General features: G+C 55.7%; 14 protein-coding genes and 2 pseudogenes. 14 read left to right on the top strand and 2 right to left on the bottom strand.

The window, feature by feature from the left end; translation table 11 throughout:
• Positions 1-14 precede the first annotated feature (14 nt).
• From fba to TRICHSKD4_RS29760, 13 genes and pseudogenes are all read left to right on the top strand, one after another.
• On the top strand, positions 15-1094 hold the full coding sequence (gene fba, locus TRICHSKD4_RS25185) for a class II fructose-bisphosphate aldolase (protein ID WP_009760096.1): 1080 nt from the start codon (positions 15-17) through the stop codon (positions 1092-1094).
• Between the two features lie 52 nt (positions 1095-1146).
• Complete coding sequence (locus TRICHSKD4_RS25190) at positions 1147-2580, top strand: form I ribulose bisphosphate carboxylase large subunit (protein ID WP_009760097.1); 1434 nt, start codon at positions 1147-1149, stop codon at positions 2578-2580.
• A 46-nt stretch (positions 2581-2626) separates the two neighbouring features.
• The gene (locus TRICHSKD4_RS25195) at positions 2627-2986 is read left to right on the top strand and encodes a ribulose bisphosphate carboxylase small subunit (protein WP_009760098.1); all 360 of its coding nucleotides are present in this window, start codon (positions 2627-2629) and stop codon (positions 2984-2986) included.
• 79 nt (positions 2987-3065) lie between these two features.
• On the top strand, positions 3066-3908 hold the full coding sequence (locus TRICHSKD4_RS25200; protein WP_040617407.1) for a CbbQ/NirQ/NorQ/GpvN family protein: 843 nt from the start codon (positions 3066-3068) through the stop codon (positions 3906-3908).
• A complete protein-coding gene (locus TRICHSKD4_RS25205) occupies positions 3905-6235 on the top strand; it encodes a nitric oxide reductase activation protein NorD (protein ID WP_009760100.1) in 2331 nt (776 codons plus the stop codon). Before TRICHSKD4_RS25200 ends, TRICHSKD4_RS25205 begins: the two co-directional genes overlap by 4 nt.
• 27 nt (positions 6236-6262) lie before the next feature.
• Positions 6263-6964 (top strand): ribulose-phosphate 3-epimerase, encoded by a 702-nt coding sequence (rpe, locus tag TRICHSKD4_RS25210; RefSeq protein ID WP_009760101.1) that lies wholly within the window; start codon positions 6263-6265, stop codon positions 6962-6964.
• Positions 6965-6981: 17 nt separating this feature from the next.
• On the top strand, positions 6982-8112 hold the full coding sequence (locus TRICHSKD4_RS25215; RefSeq protein ID WP_208993177.1) for an alanine--glyoxylate aminotransferase family protein: 1131 nt from the start codon (positions 6982-6984) through the stop codon (positions 8110-8112).
• Positions 8113-8127: 15 nt separating this feature from the next.
• Positions 8128-8790: an HAD-IA family hydrolase gene (locus TRICHSKD4_RS25220; RefSeq protein ID WP_009760103.1), complete on the top strand. Its 663-nt coding sequence runs from the start codon at positions 8128-8130 to the stop codon at positions 8788-8790.
• A gap of 1736 nt (positions 8791-10526) precedes the next feature.
• Positions 10527-12203, top strand: coding sequence for a formate--tetrahydrofolate ligase (locus tag TRICHSKD4_RS25225; protein WP_009760109.1), 1677 nt, complete (start codon positions 10527-10529; stop codon positions 12201-12203).
• An 85-nt stretch (positions 12204-12288) separates the two neighbouring features.
• The gene (gene folD / locus TRICHSKD4_RS25230) at positions 12289-13188 is read left to right on the top strand and encodes a bifunctional methylenetetrahydrofolate dehydrogenase/methenyltetrahydrofolate cyclohydrolase FolD (protein ID WP_009760110.1); all 900 of its coding nucleotides are present in this window, start codon (positions 12289-12291) and stop codon (positions 13186-13188) included.
• Entirely contained in the window at positions 13185-14072 is an 888-nt protein-coding gene (locus TRICHSKD4_RS25235) for a bifunctional 5,10-methylenetetrahydrofolate dehydrogenase/5,10-methenyltetrahydrofolate cyclohydrolase (RefSeq protein WP_040617408.1), read from the top strand. The genes folD and TRICHSKD4_RS25235 overlap by 4 nt, the downstream gene beginning before the upstream one ends.
• Before the next feature lie 79 nt (positions 14073-14151).
• Positions 14152-14550 carry a group II truncated hemoglobin gene (locus TRICHSKD4_RS25240; protein WP_009760112.1) on the top strand — a complete coding sequence of 133 codons (399 nt, stop codon included), beginning with the start codon at positions 14152-14154 and terminating at the stop codon, positions 14548-14550.
• A 149-nt stretch (positions 14551-14699) separates the two neighbouring features.
• Positions 14700-15689: pseudogene (locus tag TRICHSKD4_RS29760) on the top strand (DDE-type integrase/transposase/recombinase); the annotation flags it as partial.
• Here the strand turns inward: TRICHSKD4_RS29760 and TRICHSKD4_RS32490 are convergent.
• Together TRICHSKD4_RS32490 and TRICHSKD4_RS25255 are read right to left on the bottom strand one after the other, a co-directional pair.
• Positions 15658-15903, bottom strand: coding sequence for a phage tail protein (locus TRICHSKD4_RS32490; protein WP_083782873.1), 246 nt, complete (start codon positions 15901-15903; stop codon positions 15658-15660). The pseudogene TRICHSKD4_RS29760 and the gene TRICHSKD4_RS32490 sit on opposite strands and share 32 nt — an antisense overlap.
• Positions 15900-17252 (bottom strand): IS1380 family transposase, encoded by a 1353-nt coding sequence (locus tag TRICHSKD4_RS25255; protein ID WP_009466009.1) that lies wholly within the window; start codon positions 17250-17252, stop codon positions 15900-15902. The genes TRICHSKD4_RS32490 and TRICHSKD4_RS25255 overlap by 4 nt, the downstream gene beginning before the upstream one ends.
• Positions 17253-17347: 95 nt before the next feature.
• On the opposite strand from TRICHSKD4_RS25255, the pseudogene TRICHSKD4_RS25260 reads away from it, so the two are divergent.
• Positions 17348-17707, top strand: a pseudogene (locus tag TRICHSKD4_RS25260) (integrase core domain-containing protein); the annotation flags it as partial.
• Positions 17708-17738 lie beyond the last annotated feature (31 nt).

Consider the following 17738-nt stretch of genomic DNA (forward strand, 5'->3'; position numbering starts at 1 on the left):
AGGGGAGGACAGACATGGCGCTTATCACGCTTCGCCAGTTACTGGACCACGCTGCAGAACATGATTACGGCGTTCCGGCCTTTAACATCAACAACATGGAGCAGGGGCTCGCCATCGTGAAGGCGGCGGCGGCAACGGATTCTCCTGTGATCCTGCAGGCCAGTCGTGGCGCGCGTTCCTACGCGGGCGATATAATGCTGCGCAACATGGTTCAGGCTCTGGCTGAGATGAATCCGGACATTCCGATTGTCCTGCATCAGGACCACGGAAACAACGAGGCGACGTGCCTCTCGGCAATCCGCTACGGCTTCACTTCGGTCATGATGGATGGCTCGCTGGAAGCCGATATGAAGACCCCGGCAAGCTACGACTACAATGTCGATATAACCAACAAGGTCAGTCTGGCTGCGCATGCGGTCGGGGCCTCGGTTGAAGGTGAACTCGGTGTTCTGGGGTCGCTGGAAACCGGCGAGGCGGGCGAGGAGGATGGCTCTGGCGCTGAAGGCAAACTGAGCCATGATCAGCTCCTAACTGATCCGGATCAGGCTGTCGACTTTGTTCTGGCAACCAAGTGCGATGCTCTGGCCATTGCCTGCGGCACCAGCCACGGCGCCTACAAGTTCAGCCGCAAGCCGGACGGGGAAATCCTCTCCATGTCCACCATCTCCGCGATCCACGAAAAACTGCCGGATACACATCTTGTGATGCACGGTTCCAGCTCGGTTCCGCAGGAGCTGCAGGATCTGATCAACGCCCATGGCGGCGACATGCCCCAGACTTACGGCGTTCCGGTGGAAGAGATCGAGCGTGGCATCAAGATGGGTGTGCGCAAGGTCAATATCGACACCGATTGCCGGATGGCCATGACCGGTCAGTTCCGCAAGGTGGCCCAGGAAAAACGGGCCGAGTTTGATCCGCGCAAGTTCCTCATCCCGGCAATGGCCGAACTGGAAGTGCTCTGTAAGGACCGGTTCGAACGCTTTGGCACGGCAGGCAACGCCTCGAAGATCAAACCGATTTCCCTCGACGATATGGCCAGGCGCTACGCAAGCGGCGCGCTGGACCCAAAAACAGCTGCCGCCCGCGCCGCATGACGGGCAACGACACCTTCAACGGATTTAACCGCATCAAACGGGAACCATGATCATGAACGCTCAAAATCCACCGGGAAAATACTCAGCTGGTGTCAAGGAATACCGCGAGACCTATTGGGAGCCGAACTACACGCCTAAGGAAAGCGACATTCTCGCCTGTTTCAAGATCACGCCGCAGGCGGGTGTACCGCGCGAAGAAGCCGCCGCCGCTGTTGCCGCTGAAAGCTCTACCGGCACATGGACAACGGTCTGGACCGATCTTCTGACAGATCTGGAATACTACAAGGGCCGCGCCTACGCGATTGAGGACGTTCCGGGCGACGATGAAAGCTACTACGCCTTCATCGCGTACCCGATGGGTCTTTTCGAAGAAGGCTCTGTCGTCAACGTGTTCACATCGCTGGTCGGTAACGTATTCGGCTTCAAGGCCGTGCGCGCCCTGCGTCTCGAAGACGTGCGCTTTCCGCTCTGGTTCGTTGCGACGTGTGACGGCCCGCCCCATGGCATTCAGGTCGAGCGCGACAAACTCGACAAATATGGCCGTCCGTTCCTCGGCTGCACCATCAAGCCGAAACTCGGCCTGTCGGCCAAGAACTATGGCCGGGCTGTCTATGAAGCCCTGCGGGGTGGTCTCGACTTCACCAAGGATGACGAGAACGTCAACTCCCAGCCCTTCATGCGCTGGAGAGATCGTTTCGAGTTCTGTCAGGAATCGATTGAAAAGGCCGAGAAGGAAACTGGCGAGCGCAAGGGCCACTATCTGAACGTGACCGCGCCGAACATCGAAGAGATGTACAAGCGGGCGGAATTTGCCAAGGAGCTCGGTACGCCGATCATCATGTCGGACTACCTGACCCTTGGTTGGGCCGCACAGGCCAGTCTGTCGCGTTGGTGCCGGGACAACGGGATGCTGCTCCACGTTCACCGCGCGATGCATGGTGTGATCGACCGTCACCCGAAACACGGCATCAACTTCCGCGTTCTGGCCAAGATGCTGCGCCTTCTTGGCGGTGATCACCTGCATTCCGGCACTGTAGTCGGCAAGCTGGAAGGCGACCGCGCGGCAACACTGGGCTGGATCGACCTGATGCGTGAAAAGGTGGTCAAGGAAGATCGCTCACGCGGCATCTTCTTCGATCAGGACTGGGGTCAGATGCCGGGGGTTATGCCTGTGGCATCGGGCGGTATCCATGTCTGGCACATGCCTGCGCTCGTCAACATCTTCGGCGACGATGCCTGCCTGCAGTTCGGCGGCGGCACGCTAGGTCACCCCTGGGGCAACGCGGCAGGCGCGGCAGCTAACCGCGTAGCTGTCGAGGCCTGCGTGAAGGCGCGTAACGAGGGGCGCGAGCTGGAAAAGGAAGGCAAGGACATCCTGACCAAGGCCGCCCAGTACAGCCCGGAACTGAAGATCGCCATGGAGACATGGAAAGAGATCAAGTTCGAGTTCGACACCGTCGACAAACTGGATGTGGCGCACCGCTAAGCAGGTGCCTTCCTTCCCGAGACCTCTTATTCAAGGATGAAAAACGATGAGTGACGTACAAGACTACAGCTCCCGGCTTTCCGACCCGAACAGCCGCAAGATGGGAACGTTCTCCTATCTGCCGCAACTGACCGATGACGAATTGCGGAGCCAGGTGGAGTACATCGTAGCCAAGGGCTGGAACCCGGCCATTGAGCACACCGAGCCGGAAAACGCGACCTCAAACTATTGGTACATGTGGAAGCTGCCGATGTTTGGGGAAACGGATGTCGATGCCGTTTTCCAGGAAGTCGAGCTTTGCAAGACCGCCAACCCGAACAACCACGTGCGGCTGATCGGTTACGACAATTTCAAGCAGTCCCAGGGCACGGCCATGGTCGTGCACCGCGCCGAAATCAGCGCGTGAATCTGACGGCAGGCATGGCTCCCCGCGCATGCCTGCCGCCGGATCCCTTTTGAGTTTTGGAATAAAGGACAGGCGAGCCATGAGCGAAATCGATCCCAACCAGTTTCGCATCGAAACAGAGCCTTACTACCGGCCCGTCGGAAACGAGATCGAACAGTTTGCGGCTGCCTATGACGTGCGCATGCCGGTAATGATGAAAGGCCCAACGGGATGCGGCAAGTCGCGTTTTGTCGAATACATGGCCTACAAGCTGGGCAAGCCGCTGATCACCGTTGCCTGTAACGAGGACATGACCGCCTCGGATCTGATTGGACGCTTCCTGCTCGATATCAACGGCACCAAATGGCAGGACGGCCCGTTGACGATCGCCGCGAGGATCGGCGCGATCTGCTATCTCGACGAGGTGGTGGAAGCCCGCCAGGACACGACCGTTGTCATCCATCCGTTGACCGATCATCGCCGCCAGTTGCCGCTTGAAAAGAAAGGCGAATTGGTCAACGCGCATCCCGACTTTCAGGTCGTGATCTCCTACAATCCCGGCTACCAGTCGATGATGAAGGACCTGAAGCAGTCCACGAAGCAGCGCTTCGGGGCGATGACCTTCGATTTTCCGACAGCAGATATCGAGGGCGAGATTGTCGCGCACGAGGCGGGCGTTGACCGCAAGGTGGCGGAGCGTCTGGTTCAGGTGGCACAGCGCTCTCGTAACCTGAAGGGCCATGGGCTGGACGAGGGCATGTCGACGCGCCTACTGGTCTATGCGGGACAGTTGATCGCTCAGAAAATTCCGCCGCACGCTGCCTGTCAGATGGCGCTTGTGGAACCGCTGACCGATGACCCTGATATGCGGGACACGCTGCAGGCCGCGGTCAGCACCTTCTTTCCGGAAATCACTGATAGCAGCAAAGACCGCGCTGCATGAGTGTTAATCTCGAGCAATATCGCGACGAGTTGATTGAGGCCGCTCCCGAACTGGCCGAGATGCTCGATGGGCTGTTTCACGAAGCCGCACGCATGATGTCGCCTGCGGGCCTGAAAGACTATTTGGATGGCGCACGGGCAATGATCTCGTTGCGCAAGGGGCCAAACCTGCTGGTCTCTTACCTCGATGAAATGCCGCAAGTCGTGCGCGAGTGCGGCGAAGACATCATCCGTGATGTGGTTGGCGCGACGCTCAAGCTGTCCTCCATGGTTTCGGGCGAAATCCTGACGCTGATGATTTCCACGCTGCCGGGCGCGGCCAACCGCTTCGGGGATGCGGACTTGCTGCGCGGCTATTTGCAGCTACTGCACCGCCTCGCTGCGCGCGCACCCCGTGGCTTGCGTCCCATGCTGGGCGTTCTGGAAGAACTGCTCTCAAAACTCACCTTGTCGGGCCTGCGCCGCTGGGTGGATTTCGGCTCGGACGCCTATCGGCGCGATTTGCCCAAACAGGCAGATTATTTCGGTCTCGTCAGCGAGGATTCGCGTGCGGTTTTGAAGCAGGAGCGGCGTGGAACCCTGTTCATTGAATCCCAGCGGCGGTTGAACTTCTATCTGCGTGCCTTCTGGGGACGAGACTTCTTTCTTAGGCCAAGCGCAGCTGATCACGAAGGGTTTCGCCCGTTCATCGAAGGCGGGGCCATGCACTTGCCCGATGCGGTTGATGACATGGAGGGTGTGAGCGGGCTCGATCTTTACCGCGCCATGAGTGCGCATATGGCCGCCCACATCACCAGCTCTGACAAAGGCCTCAGTCAGCTGGCGCTTAATCCGGGGCAGATATTCTTTGTCGGTCTCATTGATGATGCGCGGGTTGAATTTAGTGCAATTCGTCAATTCCCCGGTCTCCGATCTCTGTTTCGCTCGCTGATGCCGGTGTCGCCAAAGGGCTATTACGAGCACGAAACCATGTATTTGGTGGAGGCCACGGCCCGCGCGCTGTTGGAACCTGGTGTCTCAACCGGGGATCGTGCAATCGACGCCTTGGTCGAGCAGTTTCATCTCAATGTCGGAACCAATGAGCGCGAGACCATGTTCTCCTGGGGGCTGGGTGTTGAGCTCTATTCCATTCTGGCGGATCGCCGCGCCGTGCCGAGCCTTCGCATTTTGGAGCAGCTGAACATACCGTACCGCGATGACAATCGCTTCCTTTGGTCGCTGGATGATTTCGACTGGTCGAACAGCTCCGCCTATCAGCCGGATTTTCAGGCGCAGCTTCGTCGGAATGTCGGCTTGATGGAGTTCGTCAATGAAGTGGAGGTCGAGACGGCTGGCGACGATGCGCAGGAAGTCTGGGTGCTTTCCAGCGAGTTGTTCCCATATGAAGATGAGGGCGTTTCCTATAACGACATGGAAGGCAAGGAGCCTGTCTCCGATCCGTTCTACTATGGCGAGTGGGACTACAAAGTTCAACTGACTCGCCCGAGCTGGTCCACCGTGTATGAGCGCCGTCAGGGGCGGGGCGATCCCGATACAATCGACGAGGTTTTGACCGCCCATAAAGGCGTGAGCCACCGCATCAGGCAAATTGTTGACCGGCTGCGTCCGCAAGGTATCTCGCGTCAGAGACGGCTGGAAGATGGCGACGAGCTGGATATCAATGCGGCTGTGGATGCTGTCGTCATGAGTCGGATCGGCATGCAGCCGGACCCGCGGATCACCATGCGCAATGTGTTGAACAAGCGCGATCTTTCGGTGCTGATCCTGCTGGACCTGTCTGAATCCACCAATGAACTGGTGCGTGGCAGCGATCGAACCGTGCTGGATCTTACCCGAGATGCCTGCGCACTGCTCGCAAACGCAATCAACGGCATCGGCGATCCTTACGCGATCCACGGGTTTGCTTCTGATGGTCGACACGATGTCCAGTATTACCGGTTCAAGGATTTTGAGCAGCGGTTCGACCCGGATGTCAAAAGCCGTCTGGCCGGGATGAGTGGAGGATTGTCGACCCGCATGGGCGCGGCGATGCGTCATGCGGCGCATCATTTGGGTCAGCGCGGCGAGCGGCACAAGCTCTTGCTGATCGTCACGGACGGGGAACCGGCGGATATCGATGAGCGGGACCCGCAATATCTGCGCATGGATGCCAAACAGGCAGCAGTGGAGCTGCAGCAGAAAGGCGTCACCAGCTACTGCCTGACGCTGGACCCGGAAGCAGACCGCTATGTGGAGCGTATCTTCAGGGCCAGCAACTACACCATCGTCAACCAGGTTGAGCGGCTGCCGGAAAAGCTTCCGGTGCTCTTTGCCAATTTGACCAAATAATCCAACTCACGGGGGAGAACCCAGCAGATGACCTTCGACCGTTCCCTGAAAATTGCCCCGTCCATCCTGTCAGCCGATTTCGCCAATTTCGGCAAGGAGATCGAGGCAATTGAAGCTGAGGGCTGTGACTGGGTTCATGTGGATGTGATGGACGGGCATTTTGTACCGAACCTCACCTTTGGACCGCCGCTCTGCAAGGCGATCCGCAAGCACATTAAAACGGTGATGGATGTGCATTTGATGATTGCGCCGGTCGATCCCTATATTGAGGCATTTGCGGAGGCTGGAGCAGATATCATCACGGCTCATCTGGAAGCTGGGCCCCACACACACCGCACCCTGCAGGCGATCCGGGCGACGGGCAAGAAGGCGGGGCTGGCGCTTAATCCGGGAACGCCGGTGGAGGCCGCTGCGCCGCTATTGGATCTGTGCGACCTTGCCTGCATCATGACGGTCAATCCGGGCTTTGGCGGGCAGAAGTTCATTCACACGCAGGTCGAACAGGTCCGCAAGCTGCGCGCCATGATTGGCGACCGACCGATCCATATCGAAATTGATGGCGGGGTCGATCCCGTGACAGCTCCCTTGGTGGCAGAGGCTGGGGCGGATGTGCTTGTGGCCGGATCTGCTGTCTTCAAGGGCGGCAGCGTGGATCAACCGGACGTATATGGCGCCAACATTGCGGCCATTCGGTCTGCGGTCGCCGAAACCAGCCCGCGTGCAGCATGACAAAAATGGAGAGGGAAATGGTACTTCCAACTCGGCTTTTGATGGGCCCAGGCCCCTCCAATGTATCCAGTGCAGTTCTGGCTGCAACGGCGCAACCAACCATTGGGCATCTTGATCCTGCGTTTCAAGCCATGATGGAGGAGGTGAAGGATCTGCTGCGGTTTGCTTTCCAAACCGAAAATGCGATGACGTTCCCCATCTCGGCACCAGCTTCACTGGCCATGGAAGTGGCGCTGGTGAATCTGCTTGAGCCTGGCGACACAGCGATCATTGCGCAAAATGGCGTCTTCGGCGGTCGAATGGCTGATATCGCGGCTCGGGCCGGTGCGAATGTGGTGCTTTTGACGTTTGACTGGGGAACGCCCGTCGCACCTGATGTTGTGGCAGGGGCGATCAAGGCGAATCCCAAGGCCAAGCTTTTGGGCTTTGTTCATGCAGAAACGTCCACCGGAGTGTGTTCGGATGCAAAGGCGCTGTGTGCTTTGGCACGGGGGGCGGGACTTTTGACGGTTGTCGACACCGTAACAGGACTTGGGGGCACTCCTGTGGAGGTTGATGCCTGGGGCGCGGATGTTGTCTATTCCGGCACCCAGAAATGTCTGTCGGTCCCGCCGGGCCTGGCTCCAATCACCTTTTCTGATCGGGCCATTGGCTGCATTGAGGGGCGCACGACCAAGGTGCAGTCCTGGTTCGGCGATCTCAATCTGGTGCTTGGTTATTGGTCGGGTGAGGGCGGTGGGCGTTCCTATCACCATACTGCGCCGGTCAATGCGATCTATGGTCTGCTCAAGGGACTTCAGGATTTGAAAGCTGAAGGGCTGGAAGCGCGTTGGCAGCGCCACCGCGATGCGCACCAGCGTTTGGCCGAGGGGTTACGTCGTCTCGATTTGCAGTTTTTGGTGGAAGAAGATGCGCGCCTGCCGCAGCTCAATACTGTTCGGGTTCCCACTGGCGTTGACGAGGCAGCCGTTCGCTCTTGCTTGTTGAACGAGTACGATATCGAAATTGGAGCAGGTCTCGGCGCTCTGGCAGGCAAGGTCTGGCGGATCGGCCTGATGGGGGAAACTGCGCGACCGGAAAATGTCGATCGTTTGTTGAATGCCCTTGGCGAAGTGTTGCCCGATCTGCGACAAGCAGCTGTCGCCTAACCACGGAAAGCCCGAATGACCCCGATTCTGATTTTTGACCTCGATGGAACCTTGATCGACAGCGCGCTGGATATTCATGCCGCGAGCGCCCGGTTGCTGCAAAGGGAAGGGCTTGACCCCTTGTCGCTGGAGGTCATTCGCTCGTTTGTCGGAAATGGCGTTCCCACCTTGATAGATCGGATCATCGCGGCAACCGACCTGCCAGCTGATGGCCGCACGCGCTATGTCGAGAGTTTTCTGGAAGACTATGAAATGCACGCGACGGATCTCACGGTGCCTTATTCCGGTGTCGTGGAGGTTTTGGACGCGTATTTGGCAAGTGGCTACAAGATGGGGGTCTGCACAAACAAGCCCTATGCGCCAACGGTGAAGATCCTCAAGGATCTGGATCTGGAGCGTTTCTTTTCAGGGGTGGTCGGCGGTGACAGCTATCCTGAGCGCAAACCGGACCCGACCGGCCTTCTCGCGCTCGGCGCAGAACTGGGCGCGGGTCCCGTTCTTTTTATTGGCGACAGCGAAGTTGACGCAGAAACTGCAGACCGGGCCAAGCTGCCATTCCTCCTCTTCACCGAAGGCTACCGGAAAACGCCGGTGGAAGACTTGATTGTTCGTGAAAGTTTTTCCGACTTCTCAAAGCTGCCAACCCTCATTGAGGAGCTTCTTGCAGAAACCGCGTGACGCAAACTTTGTAGAGAATTGAAAACGCAGTTGAGAAAGTGAGACGGTAAGTCTGGCTGGGGAACCTGGAATCTCAGCCAATTGAAGCAAGCTATTGATATCGCATTGTGCTCAACCTCTCCGGATGCCCGGTGAGGCCCATATCTGTGCCGCGGTTTTGGAGCCCAGTCAATGATGAATCTTCTCTGCTAAAATCATCATTCAAAACTTAGTGCCGCAACAGCAAGGCGGAGGATAAAGTCACTTGCCTTCGAAGAATTGAGGCACCTAGTAGGATGCCCTTAGGTTACTTCAAACATGAATGGTTGAGTTGCGTGGTTCGAAACTGTGATTAACCCCAGTTGATTGGTCCAATGTAAAGTTATTGAATGCCCGGCTACTGATCCATCAGGATGATAGGTTCAAGAGCTGGAGGACGGTCGTTCAGTGCACCGCGAGGACGTTTTTTGTTTTCAGCTTTCGACAATGACTTAAGTCTCCTGCAGGCATGTGAAGACCACTCCGTTCAGCAGTCCATCGCGCAAACGAGCATTGAAGCTTTTGAAATATCTAATTTTCCATAGGGATCGGTTCGATGTGGGCGGTATTAGCGCCATCCACTTTCGAACAGCATGTGCAGCGCGTTCAGGGCTGTTGTCAGAGCGAATGTCGGCAGGCACGTTGCGGCAGAGGATCAATTACCTTGGTCGGGGTCAGCCTTCGCGCCGCTCGGATCACAAGATACATTTCGGCTATGCTCGTTCAGGATATTTGCGCTTCTGAACGCCTTCCCGTCATCCGTCCGGTGATGCACAAAAAATGTCATGCGACCAGACCTAGTTGCGGTATTCGGGCCTCAAACGAATGCACGATCTATCATTCAGCATGGGCGGTTCCTCGTCGTTTTTTTGGATTTTGTCAACTCAGCGCGTCGGCAATGGTGCTCGACACCCTCGTTGTTCCCTTTGTCTCCTTGCGCCTCGTTGCAAAGCTGCAACCCGACGAAAAACACATCAGCCATCCTAGCGGGCCAGTTCGATCTTTTTTAGACCAAGCTCTTTTGTCGGCACGGCCCTTTGGCAAGCGATGTTGAGTGGATCGATACTGGCTATGACCTCCCCACAAAGAACGTCAGCCTACTGCAACTGAGAGAGACACCATTCCGGATTTGGGCGCTTGATTTCTATCAGTAGTCCTACGTTTTCCTGATTTTGGGTGCAAACCAATTTAATGGGGATTTGCGTGCAATGATGTTCCCGATTTTCTGGTTTGTAAATCTCAGATGGAACTCGAGGTTTTGCCCTTTGACATCACGTGTATTTCCAAAAAATGTTGATTAGTCGCCTTCGCATTATTTCCCGACAATGCACCGGCACAACTGCTTAGAAATAAGTTGACTGATAGGAAAAAAATATAATTAATAGGAAATACTGTTGCTGTTGTTATTTAGGGAGGATAACAATGACCCATGCTCGGATTAAATCCAAACGATCAAGCCGGAACAGTAAATATCCGATTGTTCATCATTTTCTCAGCGGGATTTTGCGGAGACTGTGATGCAGATTTCATTGCCGCCGCAAATCGTGGTTAAGGCAGCACAATTTGTCACAAAAGCGATCTCTGTCTTTCGCGGTTTGCGTCGATTGTTAGCGGCCTTTTGGCTGACTTTTAGTTTGCTTCTAAATGCTCTGCAGTCCGCTTGATAACAAAACCGAATACTGCAGCCAATTAGGCCCTCATCCAACAGGAAAGAGTTCATGGGACATAAATCGGACATTCAAATCGCTCGAGAAGCCAATAAAAAGACAATTCAGGAAATTGGCGGGAAACTTGGTATCGGGTCAGCAGATTTGTTGCCCTATGGTCATGACAAGGCGAAAGTCAGTCAATCCTTTATAAACTCGGTTCAGGACCGGAAAGATGGCAAGTTGGTTCTGGTAACAGCGATCAATCCGACCCCGGCTGGTGAAGGCAAGACCACCACAACGGTTGGTCTGGGTGATGGGCTCAACCGTATCGGCAAAAAAGCGATGGTCTGTATCCGTGAAGCGTCTCTTGGGCCGAACTTCGGCATGAAGGGTGGAGCAGCAGGAGGAGGATATTCTCAGGTTGTTCCGATGGAGGAAATGAACCTCCATTTCACCGGAGATTTTCATGCCATCACATCTGCTCATTCGCTGTTGTCGGCAATGATCGACAATCATATCTATTGGGGCAATGGCGAGGAAATCGACATTCGTCGGATCCAGTGGCGACGTGTCGTTGACATGAATGACCGTGCCTTGCGCCAGATTACCTGCTCATTGGGTGGGGTCGCCAACGGATTTCCGCGGGAAGGTGGTTTTGACATCACCGTTGCCTCAGAGGTGATGGCAATCCTCTGTCTGGCTAAAAACCTTGGTGATCTGGAAAAGCGGCTGGGCGATATGATCGTAGCGTATCGTCGTGACCGCTCACCTGTCTACTGCCGCGATATCAAGGCAGAAGGGGCTATGACAGTCCTCTTGAAAGACGCCATGCAGCCCAATCTGGTGCAGACCCTTGAAAACAATCCGGCGTTTGTTCACGGGGGGCCATTTGCCAACATTGCACATGGTTGTAACTCGGTTATTGCAACGACCACGGCACTAAAACTTGCTGACTATGTTGTGACGGAAGCAGGCTTCGGTGCTGATCTGGGCGCTGAAAAGTTTATGAATATCAAATGCCGGAAGGCGGGGTTGGCACCGTCTGTTGTTGTGTGCGTTGCCACGGTCCGGGCCATGAAAATGAACGGCGGCGTGGCCAAGGCTGATCTTGGCAGCGAGAATGTTGATGCGGTCAAGGCCGGGTGTCCGAACCTTGGACGTCACATTGAAAACATCAAGTCCTTCGGCGTTCCTGTTGTGGTGGCGATCAATCACTTCGTTACCGATACGGACGCAGAAGTTCAGGCGATCAAGGACTATGTGGCAAGCCATGGCGCGGAAGCTGTGTTGAGCCGTCACTGGGAGCTCGGCTCGGAAGGTTCTGCTGATCTGGCTACCCGGGTTGCCGAAATTGCGGAAGCCGATCAGGCCAATTTCTCGCCCATCTATCAAGATGAGATGCCACTTTTTGAAAAGATCGAAACGATCGCAAAGCGGATCTATCGCGCTGATGAAGTTCTTGCGGACAAGAAAATCCGCGACCAGTTGCGCCTTTGGGAAGAGCAGGGTTACGGGAACCTTCCGGTATGCATGGCAAAGACCCAATACAGCTTCACAACGGATCCGCAAGTTCGCGGAGCGCCAACAGGACATTCTGTGCCGGTTCGTGAGGTGCTTCTGTCCGCAGGGGCTGGCTTCATCGTCGTCGTGTGCGGGGAGATCATGACCATGCCGGGTCTTCCCAGAGTGCCTTCTGCAGAGAACATTCGTCTCAATGAAAACGGTCAGATCGAAGGACTGTTTTAGAGGCAAGAATGGGCGGGGATAACCCGCCCAGAGCGCATTTGGCATTGAGAGTTCAAAAATCGGGAAACACAAGCTGGGAGCGACCATGGGCGCGAATATCATTGATGGTAAGGCTTTTGCCACTAATGTAAGGAGACAGATCGCGAACCAAGTTCAGCGCCTGTGCGATGACCATGGCATCACACCCGGCCTGGCGGTCATTCTTGTCGGCGAGGACCCCGCGAGCGAGGTATATGTTGCTGCCAAGCACAAGCAGACCGTTGAAGTTGGTATGGCGAGCTTCGAGCACAAATTGCCTGCGGATACCTCTCAGGAAGATTTATTTGCGCTGATAGATCAACTCAATTCAGATCCCGCCGTTCATGGTATTTTGTGTCAGTTTCCAGTGCCTGATCACCTTAGTGAACGTAACGTCGTAGCACGGATAGATCCCGCCAAGGATGTGGATGGTCTGAGCGTTGTGAATGCCGGTCTTCTTGCCAGCGGGGAAACCGGCCTCGTATCTTGCACTCCTCTCGGCTGTTTGATGTTGTTGCGCGACCAAATTGGAAACATGTCGGGAAAAGAAGCTGTTGTAATTGGGCGCTCGAACCTCTTTGGAAAGCCCATGGCGCAGTTGTTGTTGCAGGAGGACTGTACGGTAACAATCGCACATTCGCGGACAGCAGATTTGTCGGCGGTAGCGCGCCGGGCGGATATTCTCGTGGCTGCCGTTGGGCGCGCGGAAATGGTGAAAGGCAATTGGATCAAGCCCGGAGCAACGGTGATCGACGTTGGCATCACGCGCATCCCGCACCCCGAGAAACCGGGCAAGTCCAGGCTTCTGGGTGATGTCGCCTATCATGAAGCACTTGATGTGGCGGCTGCTGTCACCCCGGTACCGGGTGGGGTTGGGCCCATGACCATCGCCTGCTTGCTGGCCAATACGCTTACCGCTTGTCAGCGAGCGAACGGGTTGGAAGAGATCAAGGATCTTACGGCATGAATGCGCCGTTGGAGGACCCTCGCTTGCTAAGGGGGAAACCCGTTAAAGATCGTATCCTGGGCGAAGTCGCCGATTATGTGAGATCAGTGCCCCATATCGGAAAGCTTGTGTCGGTTTCAATTGGGGACGTTCCAGAGGTCGCCATATACATTCGAAATCAGGCGCGCGCTGCTGAAGCTGTTGGTTTGCCATTTGATCAGCAATTCTGGGATGGCGAGACAGCGCAGGAAGAATGTAAACTTCGCATTCAAGAAATGAATGATGATCCGGATGTCCTCGGAGTTATTCTTCAGCGGCCGGTTCCAAGTCATATTAATGTCCGGTCGTTGCAATCTGCTATTCATCCTTTGAAGGACATTGAAGGGATGAGTCCGGCGTCTATTGGCAACATCGTCTATAATGATGTTGCCATGGCCCCGTGTACAGCGGCATCGGCTGTCGAATTGATACGTGAAACCGGTCTTAATATGGAAGGTCTCGAGGTCGTCATGGTTGGCCATTCGGAGATTGTAGGTAAGCCTGCTGCCATGATGTTGATGGCAGAGGGTGCAACTGTCACTGTCTGTCACCATATGACGCGGTCCGTAGCCATGCATTCTCGCCGCGCCGATGTGGTCGTTGTGGCTGTTGGAAAAGCCCATCTGATTGGTGCCGACATGATCAAGCCTGGAGCCGCTGTCATTGATATCGGCATAAACCAGGTCCGCCATGAGGATGGAACCGTTGGTATTGTTGGAGATGTTGACACGGAGGCTATTAAGGAAATTGCGGGTTGGGTTAGCCCTGTTCCCGGAGGTGTTGGACCGGTAACAGTCGCAATTTTGATGCGCAATGCAATCAAGGCCCATCAAAGACAGCAGGAGGCTGGCTGGTTGAATATCTGAAAATCCGCCCAGGGCAGCCGGTAGAAGATGACAGGCAAACAGACGCCGTTTGCGATAGCTAAAAAACAGGATGGAAAGGATGTGTACTGCTCTGGCATCTATAGGTGGTGAAGAGTTTTTGCGACAACTGGTTGAAACCTTTTATGATCGGATTGAAACCGACCCCAAGGCATATCGGTTGCGTAGATTGCATTTTCGCGGCCACGGCTTAGAGCATACGCGCCAGGCACAGTTCGAATTCATGAGCGGGTTTTTAGGTGGCCGCGCTTACTACAGAGAGCGGTTCGGACATATGAACTTGCGCGAGATCCACGCGCATTTGCCGATCCGCGATGAGGATTCCGAAATCTGGCTCGCCACATTCGATGCTGCACTAGAGGACTGCAATCTAAACGACGAAATCGTCGATAAATTCCGCGCAACTCTCAGGCGCGCAGCGCACATGTTGATTAACGACGTGCCAGATTGGCGCGAGTGAGGTCTTGTATTCTGTTCCCGTGCGTAAGAATTTGCAATAATAGCCATTAAATAGAATCCGCATTTGTTCCCCGTCAGCCACCATGAGACATATGGCGAAATTGCTTAAGGAGGATTTCTGGCACATCGTAGCCCGTCAAGGGAGCGAAGGTGAGACCGAAATCTGGGCCGGAAGGATCGGTCGAAAAACATGTGAAAGACATTCGCCGGAAGACCCGGCGCAAATTCTCGGCCGAGGAGAAGATCCGCATTGTGCTGGAAGGCTTGCGTGGGGAGTATTCGATCGCCGAGCTGTATCGGCGTGAGGGGATCGCGCAGGGGCTCTACTACACCTGGTCGAAGGAGTTCCTGGAGGCCGGTAAGAAGCGACTGTCGGGTGACACCGAGCGCCAGGCGACATCCGGCGAGGTGACGGCTTGAAGCGTGAAATGCGCGACCTGAAAGAAGTCGTGGCCGATCTAACGCTGGAAAACCGTATTCTCAAAAAAGCGTGATCGGGCATGGGGAGGATATCGAATGAGATACCCCGCATCCGAAAAGCTCGAAATCATCCGCCTGGTCGAGACCTCGCATCAGCTGGTGAAGAAGACACTGGAACAGATCGGCGTTTCCCGGCCGACCTTCTATCGCTGGTATGACCTTTACCGCCGCTTTGGCGAGGCCGCGCTGGCAAACCGGCGTGGCGGCTCGGGCCGCGCCTGGAACCGCATCCCGAATGCCGTGCGCGTGCAGGTGCTCGAAATGGCGCTCGACGAGCCTGAACTGTCTCCCAGAGAACTGGCGATCAAGTTCACTGACGAGCGCCGTTACTTCGTCTCGGCAGCCAGTGTTTACAGGCTACTGAAGGCCTGCGACCTCCTCACCAGTCCGGCCTTCATTGTGATGAAAGCCGCCGATGAGTTCCGGGAGAAAACCACGGCACCCAACCAGCTCTGGCAGACCGATTTTACGTATCTGAAGGTGATCGGCTGGGGATGGTTCTATCTGTCCACCGTGCTGGACGACTTCTCCCGATACATCATCGCCTGGAAACTGTGTTCCGGCATGGCAGCGAGCGATGTTCAGGACGCACTCGATCTGGCGCTGGAGGCCGCCGGGCTCGATGAAGTCAACGTCGTCCATCGCCCGAGACTTCTCTCAGCGGATATTTCCCAAGTAACTGTGTGTTGCGACGAGGTTGACCGTTTTCACGGACGTTTGCAACTCTGACGGCAGCGTTGTCGGGGCGATTATCGATTTTGACGGTTACGTAAGCGCGGTTTTTGAGCTTTTCGTGGACTTTATCCCGTTTGGGCTGCGACAAGACACAGCTGTGGAGCCGCATTTGTGTTGGTTTCGTTGTTTGGAGCGTCATGCAGGCCTCGGCGGGGGCTTGAGGGCGCGGATTGCGGCGAGGATTCGTCCGAAGACGTAGCCTGATACAGCCACCTCTGCCAGTTGGAACGTGATTTTGCGCGCATGGCGTACGACCTTTGCCCCGATTTTGATGAGGCGGCTCTGGATACTTGTCAGCGACCAGTCGGCGACCTCTTCCGGGAGGTCTAGCCCTTGCAGGAAGACACCAAGGTTATACGCCAATGCGTGAAGCTGAAGCCGGACCTCATTGTCACAGAACCGCTTGCAGGACAGGCGGGTCCAAGTGATGGCGTTCTTGCCTTCTTTGATGTGCTGTTCGGCTGTGCCGCGCTGATTGTAGAAGCGGATGATCCATTCCGGCTCCATCGGCAAGTTGGTGACGACAAAACCCACGCGAGGGAATAGATCACCGGGATACCATTCGATCTTGGCAACCACCTGACGGGGCTTGCTCCATGAAGCAGCCTGATACTCAAAAACCTCATAGAAGCGCTTGATCTTTGTCTTTGAGGGACGTCCCACGGGGCGGGTCAGCTGATGGCTGATCTTCTCTTCCAGCACAGCGTTCTTTTTGAGGCGGATGGCGTAGCGGTACCCTTCAGCCTCTAAAGTCTCGTAAAGTTCCGGAATGGCAAAGGCGGCATCAGCGCGAAAGAAGCGCATGATGTCGCGCTCTGCATAGCGCGCAATGACGGGTATCAGAAGAGCCTTCCAGTCATCCGCGCTGTGGACGCTGCCATTGCGCAGGGCACAGCGTTCCAAGTGGCCAAACTGATTGAAGATGAACAATGGGTGATAGCAGTTGCAGCCGAAATGCCCGTTCCATGCGGTTCCCTCCTGAGCGCCATGGGTGGGGCTGACAGAGCTATCCATGTCCAAGGTGATGTAGTTCAGTCCTTGGCGACCATGCACCGCATCAATCCATTGACCGGGCATATCGGCCAAGGCTTCCCTGTTGGCGGCAGTCGCGAGCACCTCAGTCTCAAAGCGGCCCATCTGGGAGGAGGATGCCGCCTGAGTGTCAACGGCACGGCCCCCGATAATCTGGCGCATTACCGGGTCACGCGACAGACGCACGGCATCATTCACATCTTCATAGCCCGCAAGGCGACCAAATATCGATTGGCGCAGCAGGCCCATCAAGGTGTGAACGCCATTCTTACCTTTGCGGGTATCCCGAAGGAACCGAACCGCTTTGCCGAAAAGGCCAAGGGCGTCATCAAGCTCCCGGTAAAGCAGAAGACCGCCATCAGAACTGATCTTTGAACCGTGGAATTCCAACCGCACCCGAGGGTCAAAATCCAGCCGAAAATCGCTCTCAGAACCCGCACCCGTTGGGTGTGCCATTTTTCAGCCCTCCGTCATCAAGTAACACGCTGTAATATAAAGAGAAAAATAGGATAGAAGAAGCTAAATCAGCTGACTACTTGGGAAATCCGGGCTCAGACAACGGGCCGTCTTGCATCTCTGGCGATCTGGCAGAATATCTTGCCAGAAAGGGCATGACGCACACGCGCGGCGCGCCCTATCATCCGCAGACCCAGGGCAAGATAGAACGCTGGCATCAAACCCTGAAGAACCGGATCCTCTTGGAAAACTACTTTCTGCCAGGTGACCAGGAAGCTCAGATCGACGCCTTTATCGGGTACTACAACCATCGGCGCTATCACGAGAGCCTGAACAATCTCACCCCGGCCAACGTCTATACCGGGCGTGGCCAGACCATCCTCCTCGAACGGGAAAAGATCAAACGAAGGACAATGAAACAACGACGCTTGCAACACGAAAACTCCGCTGCTTAAATGAAACCCAGATGCGCCAGACCCTCCTTAA

It is taken from the genome of Roseibium sp. TrichSKD4, assembly GCF_000148725.1.
Classification (GTDB): Bacteria; Pseudomonadota; Alphaproteobacteria; order Rhizobiales; family Stappiaceae; genus Roseibium.